This is a genomic window from Nocardiopsis lucentensis DSM 44048 (assembly GCF_000341125.1).
GTDB lineage: Bacteria > Actinomycetota > Actinomycetes > Streptosporangiales > Streptosporangiaceae > Nocardiopsis > Nocardiopsis lucentensis.
On the sequence record NZ_ANBC01000390.1, the window covers coordinates 1 to 20,694 of the forward strand.

Consider the following 20,694-nt stretch of genomic DNA (forward strand, 5'->3'; position numbering starts at 1 on the left):
CCGGGGGTCGACGGCGATGCCGTCCATCACCAGTTCGCCGGGCTCGGGGCGCCGTTCCATCAGCGCGAGGAGGGCCAGGCGCGGCAGGCCGCGCAACGGTCCGTAGGCGGACAGCACGTCGCCCGCGCCGCCGCCGATCAGTCCTCGGCCGCCGAGTTGGTATCCGACCACCCCCACCACCTCGCCGTCGATGACGGCCACGATCCCCCGGTCGTGGTTCAGGTGGTCCGCGAGGAAGGACCGGGCCTTGTCGGGCGGGTTCAGAGCGGCTCCGAGCTTGCGCCCGAACGCCTCCCAGTACAGCGCGGCCACCCTGTCCTCACCCCCGTCGGGAACCCCGTGGCGCACCCGTGTGCCGCCGGGGGAGGCCGGTTCGCCCTTCCGTTCCGCCGTGTCCATCGCCGTCCCTTCGCTTCGGTGCGATGTGCTGACCGAGCTTGCACTATCAATCCAAATACTATCATGATGGAAACGTTCGTTTTTAGTTTGATACTTCTTGGAGGTGTGGCATGCGGCAACGGAACGCGTCGCCCCGGCGGCGTTTACTGGTGTGGGCGACGGCCCTCGTGCTGCTGCTGGGAGTGGGCGCGGGCACTGCCGTGACGTGGCAGAACACCTACGCTCTGCGGGAGGAGCGCGTCACGGTGCGGCATGAGGGCCGGGATCTCGACGGTGTGCTCGCCCTGCCGGAATCGGGTGAGGGACCGTTCGGGCTCGTCGTCTTCGTCCATGGGGACGGGCCCGTCGACGCTACGCACGACACCTTCTACCGACCGCTCTGGGAGGCGTTCGCGCGTGCTGGGTACGCGTCGCTCTCGCTGAGCAAGCCCGGGGTCGGCGACTCCGAGGGCGACTGGCTGGACCAGAGCATGGACGACCGTGCGGAGGAGACCCTCGCCGCCGTGTCCTGGGGGCGTGCGCGCCCGGACATCGACGGCCACCGGGTCGGCCTGTGGGGGGCCAGCCAGGCCGGATGGGTGCTGCCCAAGGTCGCGGCGCGGGACGGCGCCCTCCGGTTCGTCATCGCCGTCTCCCCGGCCGTGGACTGGCTGCGGCAGGGGCGCTACAACCTGATGGCGGAACTGCGGGAGAGCGAAGCGACGCCGGGGGAGACCCGGGAGGCGCTGCGCCGTCGGGAGACGACCCTGCGCCTGCTCCGGGAGGGAGCCGACTTCGAGCGGTACCGGGACGCGGTCGGCGGCCCCCAGGCCATGACCGCCGAGCGGTGGCGGTTCGTGGGCAGGAACTTCCGTTCCAACGCGAGCGCCGACCTGCGCTCCATGGGCGGCACGCCCACCCTGCTGGTCCTCGCCGGGCACGACCTGAACGTCGACGTCACGGACACGGAGACCACCTACCGGAGGCTGCTGCCGCCGGACAGCCTGACCGTCCGGTACTACCCGGACGCCACCCACTCGCTGGTCAGGAACGACCTCGAGGGAGATCCGGTCCCCCTCACGCTGACCGCGCTCCTGGCCCCGCGCCAGCTGTTCGCTCCCGGCTTCCTCGACGACCAGCAACGGTTCCTCGAGCGGGTGTCCGATGGGGAGGGAGCCGCGTGACCGCCACGGACAGCGTTCGCCCGGGCCGCGCGTCCGGCCGGCTCCTCCAGGTCGACGCCCTGCGCGGATTCGCGCTGCTGGGCATCCTCATCGTCAACATCGGCTACCTGGCCTCCGCCCACCACGGCAGCGGTGTCGAGGATCCCGCCTTCCGCGACCCGCTGGACCACGCGGTCCGCGCGTTCGTGGCGGTGTTCTTCGAGGCCAAGTTCTTCCTGCTGTTCTCCTTCCTGTTCGGCTACAGCTTCACGCTGCAACTGGCCTCCGCCGAGCGGCGCGGGGCCGGCTTCGTGCCCCGGTTCCTGCGGCGGCTGAGCGGTCTGTTCGTCCTCGGGACCGCGCACGCGGTGCTGCTCTTCCCCGGCGACATCCTCACCACCTACGCGGTGCTCGGCCTCGTCCTCCTCGCCGTCCGCCGCCTCCGGCCCCGCAGGGCCGTGTCCGTCGCCGTCGTGATCCTGGTCGTCGTCGGAGCCGCGTACACCCTGCTCGCGCTCGCCCTCCACACGGCGGGCGGAGCCGGGGTGGAGCCGGGCGCGGCCACGGCGGCGGAGGCGGCCACCGAGGCACTGCGCGGCGACCCCGCGTCGGTCGTCTCCGCCCACCTGCGACAGCTCCCCGGCGTGCTGTTCCTGCTCGCCTTCTTCCAGGCGCCCTCCGCGCTGGCCGCGTTCCTCCTCGGCCTCGCCGCGGGGCGGCTCGGCGCCCTGGCCGAACCCCTCGCGTACGGGCGGGCGCTCGCCCGCCTCCAGTGGGTCGGCTTCACGGTGGGCCTGCTCGGCGGGCTCGTGTACGCCCACGCGTCCTTCGCCCACCCGGGCGGCGCCTACCAGGTCCTCGCGTTGGGGATCGACGTGGTCACCGCTCCGCTGCTGGCCGCCGCCTACGCCGCGACCCTGCTGCGGTTGTCGTCGGGGCGGTTCGGCCCGCGGCTGACCGCCGCGCTGGCGCCGCCCGGGCGCATGGCGCTCACCCACTACCTGGGCCAGTCCCTCGTCTGCGCCCTGCTGTTCACCGGCTACGGGGCCGCACTGGTCGGCCGCGTATCCCCGCTGGGGGCCGTCGCGATCGCCCTCGCCCTGTTCACCGCCCAGGCCGTGATCAGCCGCTGGTGGCTGCGCCGACACCCCTACGGGCCCGTCGAATGGCTCCTACGGGTGTGGACCACCCTGGCGTGGCAGCCGTTCCGCCGCCGCGCCGCCGCCCCGGAGTGACCCGCCCGAGGCGGTGGACCGGGCACCGCTCCCGAGGGCCGGAGGCGTCACCGCCTGCGGCCCTCGTGGAGGAGGAGCCAGACGAGGTAGCCGCCGCCGAGGGCGACGGTGACGACCCCGACCGGCACGGTGAGCGGGATGACGTGTTGGGCGATCAGGTCGGAGCCCAGGAGGAGTGCTCCACCGACCGCGGCCGTCACGCCGAGCGGGACGCCGGGCGACCGGGCGAGCCTCCGGGAGATCTGCGGGGCGGCCAGGGCCACGAAGGCGATCGGTCCGGCCACCGCGGTGGCGACGCTCACGAGGCCGACGGCGACGGTGATCGACGCCAGGCGCGCGCGGTCGACCCGGACCCCGGTCGCCCGCGCCACGTCGTCACCCAGGTCCATCTGGCGCAGGGACGGGACGAGGAGCGGAACGAGCATCAGCAGGGCGACCACGCAGATCCCCGCGGGGACCGCCGTCGTGGCGGTGACCCCGTTGAGCGTTCCGGCGCCCCACGCGGACGCGAAGAGGGCCGTCTCCAGCTCCACGCGCAGCAGCATCCAGGTGTTGACCGAGGCGAGCATGGCGGAGATGCCGATGCCCACCACGATGAACCTGAACCCCTGGAGCCCGTCGCGGTAGGCGAGCAGGTAGATCGCGACCGCCGCGGCCAGGCCGCCGACCAGCGAACCCGCCGTCAACAGGGGCCAGCTCCCGCCGAGGAGCAGGAGCGCGACGAGCATGCCGGTGAACGACCCGTTGGCCAGCCCGATGATGTCGGGGCTGGCCAGGGGGTTGCGCGTCAGCGTCTGGAACACCCCTCCGGCCACGGCGAGCGCCGCGCCGAACAGGACGGCGACGGCGGCGCGCGGTAGCCGCCACTCGAGGACCACGGTGCGTGCGAACCCCTCTGTCTCGCCCGTGAACACCCCAAGCGCCTCGGGCACCGTCAGCGGATAATCCCCGAGGGTGAGGGCGAGGACGCCGAACACGAGGGTCACGATCGCAGCGACGAGCGTCACCGTGGCGGATCGGCGCCGGACGGCGGTATCGGGCCGGTGGGTCGCCTCGGCGCGGCGTCCTTCGGCGTCGGGTGGTTCCGGGGAGCGGACTCCGTGGGGTCGGGTCAGAGCGTTCACAGGCCGCTCACTTTCGGGCGGCGCACGAGCGCGATCAGGACCGGGGCGCCGACGAAGGCGGTGACCACCCCGACCGGCATCTCACTCGGAAGGACGAGGATCCGTCCGAGCACGTCGGAGAGCACAACGAGCGCCGGGGCGACGGTCAGCGAGCCCAGGAGGATGCGGCGCTGGTTCGCCCCGACCATCCAGCGGACGACGTGGGGCACCATCAGCCCCACGAACACGATCGGCCCGGCGATGGCGGTGGCGCCCCCGGCCAGCAGTGTCACGGAGGCGAGCACGGCGATCCGGACGCGGCGCACGTCGACCCCGTGTGCGCGGGCCACGTCCGCGCCGAGGGCGATGGAGTCGAGGCTGGGGGCCACGGCGGCGGCCAGCACCAGACCGACGAGGAGGAGGGGGAGGACGGGGAGCAGGACGTCGAAGCCGCGTTCGAGCAGGCTGCCCGCGCTCCAGCCGCGCATCCGGTCGAAGGCGTCGGGGTGGGTGAGCGTCAAGCCGGTGGTGAGGCCGGACAGGACCGCGCCGATCGCGACACCGGTCACCGTCAGCCGGGCGGGGCCCGCGTCGCGTCCCGTGGAACCGATCCCGTAGACGACCACGGTCAGGACGAGCGCGCCCGCGCAGGCGAGCCAGACGTACCCGAACGGGGTGGTGATCCCGAGGAACGTGATGCCGACGGCCACGAAGAACGCCGCGCCCGCGTTGACGCCGAGGATGCCGGGGTCGGCGAGCGGGTTGCGTGTGAACGCCTGGATGAGGGCGCCCGCGACCCCCAGCGCGGCGCCGACGGCGAGGCCCGCCACCGTACGGGGGACACGCTGGTCCCACACCACGAAGCGGGACTCGGCGGTGCCCCCGCCGAGCAGGGTGTCCAGGACGGACGGCACGGGCAGGAGGTTCGCGCCGACCAGGACTGACGGGAGGAGGGCGGCGGCGAGGAGGGCCGCCGCGCCGACCAGTCGTACGGACCGGGAGCGCGCGGGGGGCCGCCCCGCGTCGCTCCCGACCTCGCGTGTGGGTGTGGTCACCACGCCTACTCGGCGGCGGAGAGGATGCGGTCGATGTCGTCGAGCACCGTCATACCGCCGAGCGGGCCGACACCGGTGATCCAGAACGACCGGTCCACCACGTGCAGTTCGGGGAACGCGTCCCCGTTGTCGCGGATCGCGTCGGGGACGGCGTCGGGTGCGTCCACGTCGGTGGCGGTGACGAGCACCAGGTCGGCCTGCGCGTCGAGGACCCGCTCGGGGGAGATGTCGAGCGAGATGTCCTCCCAGTCGTGCTCGGGCGTGGTGAAACCGGCGCACTCCAGGGTGCTGCCCGCGAAGGACGTGGGGCCGTAGAGGGTGAGGACCTCGTCGCGGGGGCGGATGAGCTGGGCGGTGCTGTCCTCGGTCCCGTGGGTCTCGGCGACCTCGGCGCAGCGCTCCTCGTAGTCGTCGAGAAGCGTGGTGGCACCCTCTTCGTCACCGAGGGCACGGGCGACCAGCTGCACGTTCTCCGCCCACGGATCGGCCTGCGACGCCATGAACACGGTCGGCGCGATCGAGGCCAGCTGGTCGTAGAGCGCCGAGTGCCGTGTCTCGGTGCCGAGGATGAGGTCTGGCTCCAGGGCGGCGATCCGCTCCAGGTTGGGCTCGGGAACGGTGCCGACCGACTCGATGCCGACGGCCTCCTCGCCCAGGTACCCAGGCACACCGGTGGCCTCGTTGAGCACCGTGGTGCCGACCGGGATCACGCCCAGAGCGACCGAGGTGTCCAGCTGCACTGGTTCGAGAACCACCACACGCCGCGGGTCCACCGGGACCTCGGACTCGCCCCGGGCGTGTGCGACCGCGCGGGTCTCGGATGCTTCCGCCTCCCCGGTCCCGTCCTGTCCACCGCCGCCGCAGCCGGTGAGCGCCAGGGTGGCGGCGACCGGAAGGGACACCCACGCGAGTGGTCGGAGGGAGGTGTGGCTGGTTCTGGGCAGGCTCATCAGGGGTCTTCCGTTCGTCAGGGGAAGGCGGGGCAGCGCAAGCGAAACTCACTTAGCTATGCCTAACCTAACAAACTCTGACATATCGGTGCCCGGTCACCCGTGTACGGGGCGCCGGTCCGCGACCTCCGGCGCGCCGGGCCCCGTCAACCGGTCGAGGCAGACGGTACGTCCGGTGAGGGTCATGAGCAGGGCCTGCATGGGGCCGCGCACCTCGGTTCCCTCTCCCACCGTCCAGTCCGTGTCCTCCGCGGTGAGCCGCAGTCCCCGCATCCGCTCGCGCGCCGAGAACGGGAAACCGATGGCCCAGACCTGGTCGGCGGCGGCCCGGGCGGCCTCGACGGGCATCGTCCGGGGGATGCCGAGGGGGACCGCGATGTCCTGGCCGTGCACGAGGACGTCGAACAGCGTGTTGCGGTGGTCGGTCAGCGCGGGGAGGAGCCGTGACCCGGCCCGTTCGCGTATGAAGTCGGCCAGGCCGGAGCCCAGTTCGTCGGCGAAGTCGACCGCGGAGGTGCGGTTGAGTTCGTGGAAGCTCTCCCCGTCGCTCACCGCGGACCCCGCCTCGTGGAGCGGGGTGGACGGTTCGGTCACGCAGGCGAGGTGGGCGGCCACGTCGCGAATCCGCCAGTCCGCGCACAGCGACGGACCGTCCAACCGCTCCTCGCTCAGCCCGTCGAGCAGGTCGGCGATGCCGCGCCGCTCGGCCTCGATGAACCGCCAGTAGTCCTCGTGTTCCATCGTGCTCCTCTCACCGCGGTGACGAAAGCGCGTCAGCCTCTCCAGGCAGTCAGAGTCGCCGGGGGGCGTCAAGAACGGCGGAGCGATCGAGCAGGGCGGGAGAAGGGCGCGGAGCGCTCCCAACGGGAGCGGTGAGCCGCTTCGCGGCGGCCACGAGCCGAGAGCGTAGGATCCCCCTCATGATCATCGCCGGCCTGGTGTTCGCCGTCCTGGGCGCCCTCATCCACGTGTACATCTTCGTCCTGGAGTCGTTCCTGTGGACCTCCCGGCGCGGGCGCGCGGTGTTCGGGACGACGGAGGAGGGGGCCCGGGCGACGCGCGAACTCGCGTTCAACCAGGGTTTCTACAACCTGTTCCTCGCGGTCGCGGTGTTCGTGGGGACCGCGCTGGTCCTCGCCGGCGTCACCGGGGCCGGGACCGCGCTGGTCTACGCGGGGGCGGGGTCGATGGTGCTGGCCGGAACCGTGCTCGCGGCCTCCTCGCGGGACAAGCTGCGGCCCGCCCTCATCCAACTCGTCCCGCCTCTGGCCGGCGTGGTGCTGCTGACGGTCGGGACCCTCGTGTGAGGACCGCCGAGGCGTGCTGACCGGCTTCGTGCGGTGCCGGGTCACAGCCACGTCGCCAGGGGCTGCCGAGGGCGGAACGAGAAGAGGCCCTGGCCCACGTCACCGTGGACCAGAGCCTCTTTCTGGCGGAGGATAGGGGATTTGAACCCCTGAGGGATTGCTCCCAACACGATTTCCAATCGTGCGCCCTAGGCCACTAGGCGAATCCTCCGCGAACAACTCTACATGCTGTCGGGGTGTGCTCCGAACGGGTTTCTCCGTGGTCGTCCGGTAGGGGAGAGGCCTTCCGGAGGGCCTGGAGTCGCGCCGGAGCGGAGCCCCGCGTCAGGCCTGGCTGGACCGCACACCGCTGATGGCGTTGTTGCGGAAGGCGTCGACGAACAGCGAGTGGTCGGCCCGAGCCTGGGCGGCGTAGGCGTGCGCGAAGTCCGTGCACCACGCCGCGAACTCCTCCTCGTGGCCGTCGAGCACCGCCATGACGGCCTCCTCGGTCTCACCGCTCACCAGGGTGGTGTCCGCGTGGGCGTCGGACACGCAGTGCGTCTTCGCGGTCGCACGGCCCAGATAGTCCAGCACGGGGGCGATCTCCGAGGGCTCGGTGAGTCCGCCCCAGTCGAGGTCGTTGGTGTAGGGCGAGATCTCACTCACCACGAAGCCCGCGCCGTCGAGCTCGGTGTGGCCCAGGAGCGGGTCGGCGTGCGCCTGGAGGGCTCGCTGGGACACGGCGGTCCGGTGTCCGTGGTGCTCGAAGGCCGCCATGATGCGCCGGTCGGTCACCACGCGCGACGGCGCGGCCACGTTGCCCTGCTTCATGGACAGGATGATGTCGTTGTCCCATGCCTCCGACTGCCCCTCGATGAGCAGCGAGTAGGCGGGCAGGCCCGCGGAGCCGATACCGAAGCCGCCGCTGCCCACGACGTCCTTGACCCGGTAGTTCAGGGACGTGAACCGCAGGTCCTCGGGGATGGTGGCCAGGTAGGCGTCGTACGCGGCGAGGGCCTTCTCCCGCTCCTCGTCGTCCAGGCGGCGCACGCGGGGCCCCTCGCGGAACCTGCGCTCGTATCCGTGGCGCTCGGTCCTGGACGTCAGCATCGCCGCGCGGCTGTTGAGCCGTGCCTCCTGGAGCACGTCGTGCACCGTGCCGTCGGTGTTGCCCAGCTTGAGGGAGAAGGCGGAGTCGCCGCCCTGGGTCGCGAACTCGCGGACCTGGTCGGTGTAGGCGCGGACGTAGCGCCCCACCAGGGCGCCGATGTCGTCGTCGGACAGGGCCTTCTGCCAGCCCAGCAGGCCGATGCTGGCCACGAGGCGCAGAACGTCCCAGGTGAAGTGGCCGAGGTAGGCCTCGTCGAAGTCGTTGACGTCGAAGACCAGCCGCCCGGTCGAGTCCATGTAGGTCCCGAAGTTCTCGGCGTGCAGGTCGCCCTGGATCCACACCCGCGAGGTGCGGTCGTCCGCCCACGGGTCGGCCATGGCGGCGACGTCGGCGTAGAAGAGGGCGGCGCTGCCCCGGTAGAAGGCGAACGGGTTGGCCGCCATCTTGCGGAACTTGACGCGGAAGGCGGCCGGGGCCGCGGCCATCAGCTCGGAGAAGGCGGTCTCCAGAGTGTCGACGATGAGGTCGCGGCGCTCCGGGGAGTGGTCGGTGGGGGCTGTGGGGTCGAACATGTCCATGAAGACGTCCGGAAAGTCCGGGGGGTTCCCTTCCGCGGCCGTTTCCGTGCCCTCGTGCCGACGGGTTGCCGGGGCACTCGGGGGTTCGGATACACTCGAGGCAGACCCCTCGTGCGGCGTCATCCTATGAACCTCCCCAGGGCCGGAAGGCAGCAAGGATAAGTAGGCTCTGGCGGGTGCGCGGGGGGTCCTTGTCTTTCCCGGGTCCGGACGAACCCCCCGGTTTCCACGATCCCGTCCGAGTTGTCGCCGTGTGCGGGTTGAATGGACCCGTGGCAGGGACCAGGGGAGTGATCACACCGTGAGCATCGCGCTGTACCGCAAGTACCGTCCGGCGACGTTCGGTGAGGTGCGCGGACAGGAGCACGTGACCGATCCGCTGCGCCAGGCGCTGCGCAGCGGCCGGATCAACCACGCCTACCTCTTCAGCGGCCCGCGCGGCTGCGGGAAGACGACCAGCGCCCGCATCCTGGCCCGTTCCCTGAACTGCGCCGAGGGCCCCACCCCCGATCCGTGCGGCACGTGCGACTCCTGCGTGGCCCTCGCTCCCGACGGTGGCGGCAGCATCGACGTCATCGAGATCGACGCCGCCTCCCACGGTGGTGTCGACGACGCCCGCGACCTGCGTGAACGCGCCTTCTTCGCCCCGGTCAGCTCGCGCTACAAGATCTACATCATCGACGAGGCGCACATGGTGACCCGCGAGGGCTTCAACGCGCTGCTCAAACTCGTCGAGGAGCCCCCGCCGCACCTGAAGTTCGTGTTCGCCACGACCGAGCCCGAGAAGGTCATCGGGACGATCCGGTCGCGCACCCACCACTACCCCTTCCGCCTCATCCCGCCGAGCACCCTCAAGGACCTGTTCGAGGACCTGCTCAAGGAGGAGGGCATCGTCTACGACCCGGCCGCGCTGCCGTTGGTCGTGCGGGCCGGCGCCGGTTCCGCCCGGGACGGCCTCTCCGTGCTCGACCAGCTCATCGCCGGTTCGGGCGAGGAGGGCATCACCCGCGAGGGCGCCGTGTCCCTGCTCGGGTACACGGACTCCAGCCTGCTCGGCGACATGGTCGACGCGCTCGGAGCCCGCGACGGGTCGGCCGTCTTCTCGCTCATCGACCGCGTGGTCGAGGGCGGACACGACCCCCGCCGCTTCACGACGGACCTGCTGGAGCGCTTCCGCGACCTGGTCATCCTGGCGGCCGTCCCGGACGCCTTGGACAAGGGTCTGGTCAACGCCGATCCCGAGGCGGCCGAGCGGATGCGGGAACAGGCCGCCCGTCTGGGTCCGGCCGAGCTCACCCGGGCCGCCGAGATCCTCAACCAGGGGCTGACCGACATGCGCGGCGCCACCGCCCCGCGCCTGCTGCTGGAGCTCATGTGCTCGCGGGTCCTGCTGCCGGGGACCGACGGGGCTGACGGTTCGGCCCTGGCGGCCCGCCTGGAGCAGATGGAGCGCCGGATCGCCTCGGGGGCCGTGGCGCCCGCCGCGACGCAGGCCGCTCCGGCGGCCCAGGCGGCTCCGGCGATGCCGCAGGCCGCTCCGGAACCGGTGCCCGCGCGCCCCGCGCCCCAACCCGATCCGACCCCCCGTGACTCCCCGGCGTCGGTGAGCCCGGCCCGGCCGAGCGCGCCCGAACCCGCCCCCCGTGCGACCGGGGGGTCCGACGGGTGGTCCGAACCGCCGCGCCGGTCCGCGCCCGATCCCGCGCCGCGACCCGCCTCCGCTCCGCAAAGCTCCGGCGGAGCACTCGACCTGGGGCGCGTCCAAGGCGCCTGGGGGCAGATCCTGGAGGCGGTCAAGGGCCGCCGCAGGTTCACGTGGATGGTCCTGACCGGCAGTGACGTCCGCCCGGTCGGGACGGAGGGCAACACCGTCCTGCTGGCCTTCAACCGTCCGAACGAGGCCAAGGGGTTCGCCAACAGCGGCAGCGACCAGGTGGTCGCCGCCGCGATCCAGCAGGTCCTCGGCACCGAGGTGCGCGTGGCGGCGGCGGGGTCGGGGCCGGGGGCTTCGTCCTCCCGGCGCCCGGAGCCCGCTCCCCGTCCGGTCGAGCCGACCGGATGGGACCCGCCCGCGCCACAGTCCGCCCGCCCCGAGCCCGCCCCGGTGGAGGACTCCGTGTCCCCGGTGCCCGCTCCCGCGCACGAAGCGGCCGCTCCCGCCGGTCCGCCGCCGGACAAGATCGTCACCGGCCTCCAGGAGCCGCCGCCGGACCCGTTCGAGGACGCGTCGGCCGCGCCTCCGCCCGAGCCCATGGCCGCCTCCCCGGCACCCGAGCGGCGTCCGGAGCCGGCGCCCGCCCGGTCGCGGGCCGAACAACCCACCGCCGGCGGCTCGGAGCCGGGCGGTGGGCCGTCGGCGGCTCCGTCCGCGGGTGGCGCCGCACTCATCGAGTCCGAGCTCGGGGGTCGTGTCATCGACGAGATCGAGCACGAGGCTCCCGCCAAGTAGCGCTCCACCGCACGGAGACCGCCGCGCGGTGGATCGGGGCGCCCTCGGCGGGCGGTCCGCGACGGACCCTTCGCGTCCGGTCGCGGGTGCCCTCCGTCAACGCGGGCCGAGGGCGCGCAGCGCCGCGGCCAGGAGTTCGTCCACGTAGGCGTGGGTGAGCGGCGCGGTGCGCGTCAGCCACCGCTGCGTGATCGGCCCGGTGAGCAGTTCCAACGCGAGGTCCAGGCCGATGTCCGGGTCAAGCTGTCCGGCGTCTCGTGCCGCGCGCAGCCGTTCCCGGAACGCCTCGTTGTTGGGCCGTGTGAGCCGTTCGGTGACGGTCGCGGCGAGGTCGGGGTCGTGTTGGATCTCCGCGGTGAACGCGCGGGCGACGCGGTCGGTCTCGGGGTCGGTGAACTCGTCGACCGTGGCGTACAGGACCGTACGCAGGTCCGCGGCCAGGTCACCCGTGTCCGGAAGCGGGTCGCCGGGGGTTCCGGTACGCCGCTCGAAGACGTCCAGGACCACGGCTGCCTTGGAGGGCCACCAACGGTAGATGGTCTGTTTGCCGACCTTCGCCCTGGCGGCGATCGCCTCCATGGTCAGCTTCGCGTATCCGACCTCGCCGACGAGTTCGGTGGTGGCGTCGAGGATGGCGCGGTGCGCGCGTTCGCTGCGGCGCTGGGGGTTCGGTGCCCGCCTCTCCCGGGGTCCGTTCGTGGGTGCGTCCATGCTTTCACGGTAACGGGAAAAAGAACGAGACGTCTCGTCTTGTTTTGGTTACGCTCCTGTGGACCGACCACGGAGGCGGGACCCCGCGTTCCGCCGTGAGGGAGAGGAGGCACCCATGGCCAGGAACAGCGACAACCTTCTCGGGCTGGGCGGCCAGCGCAACACGGTCTCGCGTGGGGCGCTCAAGGGCGGAGGCAAGGGTGGTCCGAGCGGACCCAGTGCCGACGCCCGCCAGAACAGGGACGAACTCCTGCGCAAGCTTCGGGAGAAGAACGAGAGGGCTCGGTCGGAGGAGGACGGGCACCGGGGCTGACCATGGGGTCGTCGCCGCGGGGCCGCAGGAATCGCCAGGACGGTCTCCGGGAACGCGCGGTCCCGGAGTCGTCGGCGACCCGGTCGGTCACACGGTCCATCCGGGCCCGTCAGGGGAGTCCAGCCACACCCGGTGGCCGTCCTCGGCGTCCACCGACAGCCCGAAACGCTCCGGTTCCGGCCGGTCCAGCCGCTCCCACTGCGCCAGCGCGTCCTCGAACTCGTCCCAGATGCTCCGCGGACCGCCCTGCTCGATCATCCACGACGTGCCGTAGGGGTAGACGCGCACCCACGACTCCCCCGAGTGGTCGCACACCCAGACACCCGATCCCGTGCCGATCCACCTCCGCCGGACCCGCCAGTCGGGCACCAGGACGGACAGTGCGAACGCCGAGGTGAACGCCGTGAGCGGAGCCAGGGGATCGGTCTGGGTGAGCCGGTACTCGTCCGGCTGCTGCCCCGAGTCCCGCACGGGGGGCGCGGAGGGGCCCGGTGTGCGCAAGGACACGAACCCCACCCCTCCGTGGAAGGTCCCGGTCACGGACCCGTCCTCCGCGCGCTCCAGGCGGACGATCACCCCGGCGCCCTCCAACAGTCCCCAGGGGCAGACGATCAGTCCGCCCGCCCGGGTCTGCCGCGTCCAGGCGGGGGGCACCCGGCGGACCCCGCAGGTGGACGTGATCCGGTCGTAGGGGGCGCCGGACGGCCATCCCCCGTATCCGTCGGCGTGCTCGACGGACGGGGAGTAGCCCTCGGCGTGCAGCGTCCCACGCGCGGTCGCCGCCACACGCGCGTCGATCTCCACGCTGGTGACCGCGGAGTCGCCCAGGCGGTGGGCGAGCAGCGCGGTGTTCCAGCCGGTCCCGGTCCCGATCTCCAGCACGTGCTGACCGTTGGCGAGCTCGGCCAACTCCAGCATCCGCGCCAGGACCGTCGGCGCGGAGCTGGAGGAGGTGGCCACCCTCGGCGGCGTCGAACGCGGTTCCGAGGCGGTCTCGCCCCGCTGCCTCGGCAGGCCGACCCCCTCGACCCGCGTGCCGATCGCGTCGTCGGTGTAGACGGCGGCGAGCCACAGCTCGGGGTTGTTGACGGCGTTGAGCGGGGTTCCGTGCTGGGTCAGGGCACCGGACTCCGGGATGTAACGGTGCCGGGGGACGGCGCGGAAGGTGTCGATGAGCGCGGGATCGGTCAGTGTGCCGTCCGCGATCATCGCCTCGATCAGAGCCGCGTGGCGCTCCCTGGCGGTCAACACGTCGTCCCCCGTGACTGTCGGTGATGCCGGTGGTGCCGTCGGGACACCAACGGGACGTTTGTGCCCCGCAGGGCACTCGTTCAACCGACAGTGACGCCAAGGCTACTCTTCGATTCCGAATGTGCCCTGCTCACGGGCCCGCTCCTCGTCGTGCGGGGGGTAGTCGACGTACCCCCGGGGACCGGACGTGTAGTGGAACTCCCTCTCCCGGATGGGCGCCCACGGCACCCCGGCGGCGATCCGCTCGACCGCGTCGGGGTTGGAGATGTAGGGGCGGCCCACGGACACCAGGTCGGCGCGGCCCTCGCGGACCAGGCGCTTCGCGCTCTCGGGGGTGGTCTCCTCGTGTTCACCGGTGTTGCCCACCAGAGTGGAGCTCCAGCGGGGGCGGAGATCGTCCAGGGCCGGGTAGTCGGGGTTGTCGGTGACGTGCAGGTAGGCCAGGCCCAGCGGGTCGATCGCGGCCAGGAGCTCCCGGTAGACGGGGGCCGGGTCGTGCTCGACCATCTCGAACTCCGGGTTCCCGGGGGAGATCCTCAGCCCGACGCGGTCGGCGCCGACCGCGTCGGCCACCGCCTCGCCCACCTCGACGGCGAACCGGATACGCCCGGCGACGTCGCCGCCGTACCGGTCGGTGCGCAGGTTGGTGTTGTCGGCGAGGAACTGGTGCGGCAGGTAGCTGTTGGCCCCGTGGATCTCCACCCCGTCGAACCCGGCGCGGATCGCGGCGCGGGCGGCCTCGGCGTGGTCGGTGACGGCGGCGCGCACCTCGTCGAGCGTCATCGCCCGTGGCGCGACCGGTGCGACCTTGCCGTCGGGGGTGTGGACCAGGTCGGTGCGTGGGACCGCCGAGGGGGCCAGCGGGGTGCCGCCGTCCGGGCGGTTGGCGGGGTGGCCGTTGCGCCCGGCGTGCATGATCTGGGCGAAGATCCGACCCCCCGTGGGCGTCCTCGGCGCGGCCTCCGCCCGTCGCCCGCCGCCGGGTCCCGCGTGCACGGCGTCGGTGACCGCCCGCCACCCGGCGACCTGCTCCTCGGTGAACAGGCCCGGCTGGGTGAGGAACTGCTGGCCGGTCAGGCTCGGGGCGATGCCCTCGGAGACGATGAGCCCCGCGCCGGAGCGCTGGGTGTAGTAGGTGGCCATGAGCGGCTGGGGGGCGCCGTTCCGGTCGGCGCGCAGCCGGGTCATCGGCGCCATGACGACCCGGTTCGGCAGGGTCAGCGCGGGGAGCGCGTGCGGGGTGAGCAGCGGGTGGTCGGTCGTGGCCGGGCGCGTGGTGGCGGCGTCCGCCGTCGTCGTCGTGTTCATGGGACGAGGCTAGAATTTGACATCAATGTCAGCTTCAACTATTTGTGGTGCACATCACATTGCGGAGGCGTGATGCGGATCGGCGAGCTGGCGCGGCGCTCCGGGGTCAGTCCCAGGTCGCTGCGCTACTACGAGGAACAGGGGCTGCTGGCCTCCCGGCGCACCGCGGGCGGGCACCGCGAGTACGGGCCGCTCGCGCTCGAACGCGTCGAACGCATCCAGTGCCTGTTCGCGGCGGGCCTGAGCAGCGGCACCATCTACGAGCTGCTTCCCTGCATCTACGCTCAGGAGCGCGGCGACCCCGCCCCCGACCTCCTCGACAACCTTCGCGAGGAGCGTGAGCGGATCAAGGCCTCCGTCGACCGGCTCCAGCGCACCCTCGCGACGCTCGACACCGTGATCGACGACCACACGTGAGGTCTCCGCCAGGAGCGGCGGTATCGGCGGGGACGACCGGTTAGTCTCGCAGCGAGAGTGACATGACAAGCGACACCCAGCACCACGAGTGCGGCGAGGAGACGGCCGTGAACCCTGGCGGAATGGACATGCAGGCCCTGCTCCAGCAGGCCCAGCAGATGCAGCAGCAGCTGGTCGAGGCACAGCAGGCGCTCGACGAGGCCGAGGTCGAGGGCACCTCCGGCGGTGGCCTGGTCAAGGTCAAGCTGAACGGACGCGGCCAGGTCGAGGACATCACCGTCGACCCCAAGGCCGTGGACCCCTCCGACGCCGACGAGACGGCGCAGACCGTCGCCGACCTGGTCCTCGCGGCCATCCGCGACGCCGAGGCCCAGGTCGAGCGGCTCCAGCAGGAGAAGATGGGTCCGCTCACCCAGGGCATGGGCGGGATGCCCGGCGGGATGCCCGGTCTGCCGGGGATGTAGGCGGTGTTTCTTGGGGCCTCCGCTTCGCTTTGGCCCGGGTTCGGGCGCCGCCGCGCCTCGGCCCGTGCGCGGGGGCCTCGCCGTGTACGCGGCAGGCCGCCGCGCCGGATACGGTGGACGGGAGGGGTGACGGACCGCCCCGCAGCTTCGGTCCGACCGAGTGGGTAGGCGATGTACGAAGGCGCGGTGCAGAATCTGATCGACGAGCTCGGGCGGCTGCCCGGCGTCGGTCCGAAAAGCGCGCAGCGTATCGCCTTCCACGTCCTGTCCGCGGAGAACGCGGACGTCAAACGCCTCGTCAACGCGTTGGTCGAGGTGAAGGAGAAGGTGCGCTTCTGCTCCGTGTGCGGCAACGTCGCCGAGGAGGAGCAGTGCCGTATCTGCCGTGACGCGCGCCGCGACGCCGCGGTCATCTGCGTCGTCGAGGAGTCCAAGGACGTCGTCGCCATCGAGCGCACCCGCGAGTTCCGCGGGCGCTACCACGTGCTGGGCGGCGCGATCAGCCCCATCGAGGGTGTCGGCCCCGACGACCTGCGCGTCAAGGAACTCATGACCCGTCTGGCGGACGGCCAGGTCACCGAACTGATCCTGGCGACCGACCCCAACCTGGAAGGGGAGGCCACCGCGACCTATCTGGCGCGGTTGGTCAAACCGATGGGTCTCAAGGTGACTCGTCTGGCCAGTGGCCTGCCGGTCGGCGGCGACCTGGAGTACGCCGACGAGGTGACGCTGGGACGTGCCTTCGAGGGCCGTCGCAGCCTGGAGTTCTAGCTCACACTCGGCCGTAATCTGTCCGAAACACGAGTAACCTCCGTTTCTCGGGGTAAGCCCGAGTGCTGGTGTGTCAAGTCGCCACGCGCTCCCGCCGCAGGTCGGACGGGGTATGAGAGGCGTGGCTGGCTACACTCCAATTGTCTGTTGACTTGATCCCAACTCCTCAGGAGCATCGATCGTGGCCCTAATCGTGCAGAAGTACGGTGGGTCTTCCGTGGCTGACGCGGAAGCCATCAAGCGAGTAGCCCAGCGGATCGTCGCTCAGAAAAAGGCGGGATATGACGTCGTCGTCGTCGTGTCTGCCATGGGCGACACGACCGACGAACTGCTGGACCTGGCCGAACAGGTCTCCCCGATGCCCCCGGCGCGCGAGCTCGACATGCTCGTCACCGCGGGTGAGCGCATGTCCATGGCCCTCGTGGCGATGGCCATCGAGAACCTGGGGTACGAGGCCCGGTCCTTCACCGGTTCGCAGGCCGGTGTCATCACCACGTCGTTGCACGGCAACGCGAAGATCATCGACGTGACCCCGGGCCGTATCCAGGAGGCCGTGGACGAGGGCGCGATCTGCATCGTGGCCGGGTTCCAGGGCGTCTCCCAGGACACCAAGGACATCACCTCCCTGGGACGCGGCGGTTCCGACACCACGGCGGTCGCGCTGGCCGCGGCCCTGGAGGCCGACGCCTGCGAGATCTACAGCGACGTGGACGGGGTCTTCACCGCCGACCCGCGCATCGTCCCCTCCGCCCGGCGCATCCCGCAGGTCTCCTACGAGGAGATGCTGGAGATGGCCGCCTGCGGGACCAAGATCCTGCACCTGCGGTGCGTGGAGTACGCGCGGCGTTACAACATCCCCCTGCACGTCCGCTCGTCGTTCAGCCAGAAGCCCGGAACCTGGGTCGTTTCGGAAGTCGAGGAAAGCGAAGGCATGGAACAGCCGATCATCTCCGGGGTCTCCCACGACCGGAGCGAAGCCAAGATCACCGTCGTCGGAGTCCCGGACAAGGTGGGCGAGGCCGCCACGATCTTCAAGGCGCTCGCCGACGCCGAGATCAACATCGACATGATCGTGCAGAACGTGTCGGCGGTCTCCACCTCCCGCACCGACATCTCCTTCACCGTCCCGAAGGAGTCGGGCAAGGTCGCCGTCTCCTCCCTCAAGAAGGTGCAGGAGAAGGTCGGCTTCGAGGCCCTGCGCTACGACGACAAGATCGGCAAGGTCTCGCTGATCGGTGCCGGCATGCGCTCCTACCCGGGCGTCACCGCCCGCTTCTTCGACGCGGTCGCGGGCTCCGGGACCAACGTCGAGATGATCTCCACCTCGGAGATCCGCATCTCGGTCATCGTCGAGGAGTCCCAGATCGACGCGGCCGTCCAGGCCGCCCACAGTGAGTTCCAGCTCGACGCCGACCAGGTCGAGGCTGTCGTCTACGGAGGTACCGGCCGATGAGCAACCGTCTTCCCACTCTGGCCATCGTCGGCGCGACCGGCGCCGTCGGCACCGTCATGCTCGACATCCTCACCCAGCGGGAGAACGTCTGGGGCGAGATCCGCCTGGTCGCCTCCCCGCGCAGCGCGGGCAAGGTGCTGCGGGTGCGCGGTGAGGACGTCGTCGTGCAGGCCCTGGCGCCCGAGGTCTTCGACGGGGTGGACGTCGCCATGTTCGACGTCCCCGACGAGGTCTCCAAGGAATGGGCGCCGATCGCGGCCGCCCGCGGCGCGGTCGCCGTCGACAACTCCGGCGCCTTCCGTATGGACGCCGACGTTCCGCTCGTGGTGCCCGAGGTCAACGCGGACCAGGTCCGCAACCGCCCGCGCGGCATCATCAGCAACCCCAACTGCACCACGCTGTCGATGATCGTCGCGATCGGCGCGCTGCACCGCGCCTTCGGTGTCACCGACCTCGTGGTCTCCTCCTACCAGGCCGCGTCCGGCGCGGGCCAGGAGGGCATCGACACCCTGCGCGACCAGATGGCCAAGGTCAGCGCGGACCGCGGCATCGCCGAGAAGGCCGGTGACGTGCGCGCCGCCGTCGGCGAGCTCGGCCCGTTCCCGGCGCCGCTGGCCTACAACGTCGTGCCGTGGGCGGGTTCGCTCAAGGAGGACGGCTGGGCCTCGGAGGAGCTGAAGGTCCGCAACGAGTCCCGCAAGATCCTGGGCCTGCCCGACCTGCGCGTCTCCGCGACCTGCGTCCGCGTTCCGGTGATCACCACCCACTCGCTGGCCGTGCACGCGACCTTCTCCCAGGAGGTCACCGCCGACGCCGCCCGCGAGCTGCTCGGTTCCGCCGAGGGCGTCGTGGTCCAGGACGACCCGGCCAAGGGTGAGTTCCCGACCCCGGCCGACGTCGTGGGCACCGACCCGACCTGGGTCGGCCGCATCCGTCAGTCGCTGGACGACCCGAAGTCGCTCGACCTCTTCCTGTGCGGGGACAACCTGCGCAAGGGCGCCGCGCTGAACACCGCGCAGATCGCCGAGGTCGTCGCCCAGGAGTTCACCGGCTGACGCCCGGGTCCGATGACGGCGGTGGCCCGCTCCCGTGCGTGGGAGCGGGCCACCGCCGTCTGTTCGGGGGCGCCGTCGTCCTGCCGCCGTCGACCGTTCGGGGTCAGATCCGTCCGCGTGGGTCGCCGGAGCGGCGCGGACGGGCGAGGGACAACTTGTAGAGAAGTCGACACTGCTCCGCCGCGCCGATGAGGTCGGAGGTCTCCACGGGACGGCCGCCGCTGTAGTGCGTGCGCTCGATGATCAGGACGGGCAGCCCCGGCGCGCACCCGAGGAGGCTGGCCTCGGAGTCGCGCAGCGAGCGCACGGCCACCTCCTCGACCACCCGGTCGACGGGATGGCCCGCGGAGCTGAGCCGGTCGAGCAGGCCCAGGTCGGGGTCGGCGTCGAAGGGCGTGCGCAGCGTGCCCGCCGTGAGGGCGGCGGGCTCCCAGGACAGGTGTAGAGCGATCGGCACGTGTGCCGACAGGCCGCGTGAGGTGGTGCGGTACACCGGGTCGCCCTCGCGCAGCCGGAGCCGGGCGCTCAGCGGCTCCTCGCACCGTTCCTGCTCCGTGCGGAGCGTCTCCCGGCTGAGCTGTCCCAGACCGGAGCCGGAGTCGGCGTCGGTGCGGCACAGTCGGAACATCTCGGGGACGTCGCGGACGAAGTACCCGGAGCCGGGCCGGGCCTCGACCAGCCCTTCGGTGACCAGGAGACGGAGCGCGGTACGGGAGATCTGTTCGCTGACGCGGTAGGTGCGCGCCAGCCGTGTCCGGGAGGGCAACCTGGCGCCGGGGGACATCTCGCCGCGCAGGATCGGTTCGCGGAGCTGTTCGGCCAACCAGAGGTACCGGGGCTGCCTGACCACGGTCACTCGATCCCGGTGGTGCGGCCTCCCGTCGCCCGGTGCGCTCTGTGTTCCCACGGGGGTGCCGAGGGTCGGGCCGGTAGGTGGAGACCCGCGTCAGGCCGGGTGGAGGGAGTGGACCTGCCAGTTCGCCGAAGCTCGCCCATGTCCCCAGTAAAGCAGTGGAAAGCGCAGGTGGGGGGCGCTACCCGAAAGTAGTCGGTTCCGGGTGTCCGTGGGCCGTGGATTCGGAAGCGCGCGGCGCGGTCGGGGAAACGCCCGAATGCCATGGAATGTCGGGGAGTGAACACCACAAGTGATTACTCTTCGTATTGGTGGTACCACTGCATGTTGGGAGAGTCATGTTCACGTACCTCGCGGACACCACGGACACCGCCTACACCTGGGCGACCGGGATCGTCGGGGTGATCGTCCTCATTATCGGTCTGGCCCTCTTGGTGCTGCTCGTCGCGGCGGTCATCTCCACCCTGATGCACAAGGACACGACCGCCGGGGGCAAGCTCCTGTGGATCATCCTCGAGGTCTGGTGGCCCCTGCTCGGCTCCGTGGCCTGGTTCGTCGTGGGCCGCAAGGGATATCTGAACCGGTTCCTCGGCATTTCCAAGAGCCGGTCCCGGCACTCCGCCCCCAGCGTCGGGCAGCACAGCAACGTCTCGGTGAACAACCAGGAGGGGCTCGGTCACGCCTGAGCGCGCCGCCACCGCGACCGGTCGACGAGGGCGGCGAGTCCGTGCACCCCGGCCAGCGCGGCCGGGAGGAGGGCCAGCGCGGGCCCGACCGGCGGGGGGGG

At 71.6% G+C, this 20,694-nt stretch carries 21 protein-coding genes, 1 tRNA gene and 1 other RNA gene; 12 read left to right on the forward strand and 11 right to left on the reverse strand.

The features are described from left to right. A partial coding sequence (locus D471_RS34285; RefSeq protein ID WP_017599022.1) for a hypothetical protein occupies positions 1-399 on the reverse strand: 399 nt, incomplete at its 3' end. A 110-nt stretch (positions 400-509) separates the two neighbouring features. On the opposite strand from D471_RS34285, the gene D471_RS0113070 reads away from it, so the two are divergent. Both D471_RS0113070 and D471_RS0113075 read left to right on the forward strand, forming a co-directional pair. Continuing rightward, complete coding sequence (locus D471_RS0113070) at positions 510-1,562, forward strand: alpha/beta hydrolase family protein (RefSeq protein WP_026127683.1); 1,053 nt, start codon at positions 510-512, stop codon at positions 1,560-1,562. Then, positions 1,559-2,776, forward strand: coding sequence for a DUF418 domain-containing protein (locus D471_RS0113075; RefSeq protein ID WP_017599024.1), 1,218 nt, complete (start codon positions 1,559-1,561; stop codon positions 2,774-2,776). The genes D471_RS0113070 and D471_RS0113075 overlap by 4 nt, the downstream gene beginning before the upstream one ends. Positions 2,777-2,823: 47 nt before the next feature. Here the strand turns inward: D471_RS0113075 and D471_RS0113080 are convergent, their stop codons facing one another. The 4 genes from D471_RS0113080 to D471_RS0113095 form a co-directional block, all read right to left on the reverse strand. Then, positions 2,824-3,900 carry a FecCD family ABC transporter permease gene (locus tag D471_RS0113080; RefSeq protein WP_017599025.1) on the reverse strand — a complete coding sequence of 359 codons (1,077 nt, stop codon included), beginning with the start codon at positions 3,898-3,900 and terminating at the stop codon, positions 2,824-2,826. Continuing rightward, entirely contained in the window at positions 3,897-4,934 is a 1,038-nt protein-coding gene (locus D471_RS0113085; protein WP_017599026.1) for a FecCD family ABC transporter permease, read from the reverse strand. Before D471_RS0113085 ends, D471_RS0113080 begins: the two co-directional genes overlap by 4 nt. A gap of 5 nt (positions 4,935-4,939) precedes the next feature. Then, entirely contained in the window at positions 4,940-5,884 is a 945-nt protein-coding gene (locus D471_RS0113090; protein ID WP_017599027.1) for an ABC transporter substrate-binding protein, read from the reverse strand. 96 nt (positions 5,885-5,980) lie between these two features. Next, the gene (locus tag D471_RS0113095) at positions 5,981-6,625 is read right to left on the reverse strand and encodes a maleylpyruvate isomerase family mycothiol-dependent enzyme (protein ID WP_017599028.1); all 645 of its coding nucleotides are present in this window, start codon (positions 6,623-6,625) and stop codon (positions 5,981-5,983) included. A gap of 179 nt (positions 6,626-6,804) precedes the next feature. On the opposite strand from D471_RS0113095, the gene D471_RS0113100 reads away from it, so the two are divergent. After that, positions 6,805-7,191, forward strand: a complete 387-nt coding sequence (locus D471_RS0113100; RefSeq protein ID WP_017599029.1) for a DUF1304 domain-containing protein — start codon at positions 6,805-6,807, stop codon at positions 7,189-7,191. A 123-nt stretch (positions 7,192-7,314) separates the two neighbouring features. Here the strand turns inward: D471_RS0113100 and D471_RS0113105 are convergent. After that, positions 7,315-7,402, reverse strand: a tRNA-Ser gene (locus D471_RS0113105). Between the two features lie 113 nt (positions 7,403-7,515). Then, positions 7,516-8,862, reverse strand: coding sequence for a DUF2252 domain-containing protein (locus D471_RS0113110; RefSeq protein WP_017599030.1), 1,347 nt, complete (start codon positions 8,860-8,862; stop codon positions 7,516-7,518). Between the two features lie 100 nt (positions 8,863-8,962). Here D471_RS0113110 and ffs point away from each other — a divergent pair. Continuing rightward, positions 8,963-9,058: signal recognition particle sRNA small type (gene ffs, locus D471_RS38390), an RNA gene on the forward strand. Between the two features lie 105 nt (positions 9,059-9,163). After that, a complete protein-coding gene (locus tag D471_RS0113115; RefSeq protein ID WP_017599031.1) occupies positions 9,164-11,311 on the forward strand; it encodes a DNA polymerase III subunit gamma and tau in 2,148 nt (715 codons plus the stop codon). Positions 11,312-11,407: 96 nt separating this feature from the next. Here the strand turns inward: D471_RS0113115 and D471_RS0113120 are convergent, their stop codons facing one another. Next, positions 11,408-12,022, reverse strand: coding sequence for a TetR/AcrR family transcriptional regulator (locus D471_RS0113120; protein ID WP_017599032.1), 615 nt, complete (start codon positions 12,020-12,022; stop codon positions 11,408-11,410). Positions 12,023-12,137: 115 nt separating this feature from the next. On the opposite strand from D471_RS0113120, the gene D471_RS0113125 reads away from it, so the two are divergent. Next, positions 12,138-12,335 (forward strand): DUF6243 family protein, encoded by a 198-nt coding sequence (locus tag D471_RS0113125; protein WP_017599033.1) that lies wholly within the window; start codon positions 12,138-12,140, stop codon positions 12,333-12,335. A gap of 87 nt (positions 12,336-12,422) precedes the next feature. On the opposite strand, the gene D471_RS0113130 is transcribed toward D471_RS0113125, so the two are convergent. Next, on the reverse strand, positions 12,423-13,583 hold the full coding sequence (locus D471_RS0113130; protein ID WP_017599034.1) for a methyltransferase domain-containing protein: 1,161 nt from the start codon (positions 13,581-13,583) through the stop codon (positions 12,423-12,425). 105 nt (positions 13,584-13,688) lie between these two features. Then, positions 13,689-14,894 carry an alkene reductase gene (locus D471_RS0113135; protein ID WP_017599035.1) on the reverse strand — a complete coding sequence of 402 codons (1,206 nt, stop codon included), beginning with the start codon at positions 14,892-14,894 and terminating at the stop codon, positions 13,689-13,691. Positions 14,895-14,966: 72 nt separating this feature from the next. Between D471_RS0113135 and D471_RS0113140 the strand changes: the two genes are divergently transcribed. The 5 genes from D471_RS0113140 to D471_RS0113160 all read left to right on the forward strand — a co-directional run bounded on the left by D471_RS0113140 (position 14,967) and on the right by D471_RS0113160 (position 19,054). Further along, positions 14,967-15,311, forward strand: coding sequence for a MerR family transcriptional regulator (locus tag D471_RS0113140; protein WP_017599036.1), 345 nt, complete (start codon positions 14,967-14,969; stop codon positions 15,309-15,311). A gap of 122 nt (positions 15,312-15,433) precedes the next feature. Further along, complete coding sequence (locus D471_RS0113145; RefSeq protein WP_026127685.1) at positions 15,434-15,775, forward strand: YbaB/EbfC family nucleoid-associated protein; 342 nt, start codon at positions 15,434-15,436, stop codon at positions 15,773-15,775. Positions 15,776-15,946: 171 nt separating this feature from the next. After that, positions 15,947-16,546, forward strand: a complete 600-nt coding sequence (gene recR / locus D471_RS0113150) for a recombination mediator RecR (protein ID WP_017599038.1) — start codon at positions 15,947-15,949, stop codon at positions 16,544-16,546. 181 nt (positions 16,547-16,727) lie between these two features. Continuing rightward, the gene (locus tag D471_RS0113155; RefSeq protein WP_026127686.1) at positions 16,728-17,999 is read left to right on the forward strand and encodes an aspartate kinase; all 1,272 of its coding nucleotides are present in this window, start codon (positions 16,728-16,730) and stop codon (positions 17,997-17,999) included. Further along, complete coding sequence (locus D471_RS0113160; RefSeq protein ID WP_017599040.1) at positions 17,996-19,054, forward strand: aspartate-semialdehyde dehydrogenase; 1,059 nt, start codon at positions 17,996-17,998, stop codon at positions 19,052-19,054. Before D471_RS0113155 ends, D471_RS0113160 begins: the two co-directional genes overlap by 4 nt. Positions 19,055-19,157: 103 nt before the next feature. Here D471_RS0113160 and D471_RS0113165 read toward each other — a convergent pair whose 3' ends face one another. Then, entirely contained in the window at positions 19,158-19,904 is a 747-nt protein-coding gene (locus D471_RS0113165; protein WP_026127687.1) for a GntR family transcriptional regulator, read from the reverse strand. A gap of 341 nt (positions 19,905-20,245) precedes the next feature. On the opposite strand from D471_RS0113165, the gene D471_RS0113170 reads away from it, so the two are divergent. Beyond that, positions 20,246-20,593 carry a PLDc N-terminal domain-containing protein gene (locus D471_RS0113170; RefSeq protein WP_017599042.1) on the forward strand — a complete coding sequence of 116 codons (348 nt, stop codon included), beginning with the start codon at positions 20,246-20,248 and terminating at the stop codon, positions 20,591-20,593. Positions 20,594-20,694 lie beyond the last annotated feature (101 nt).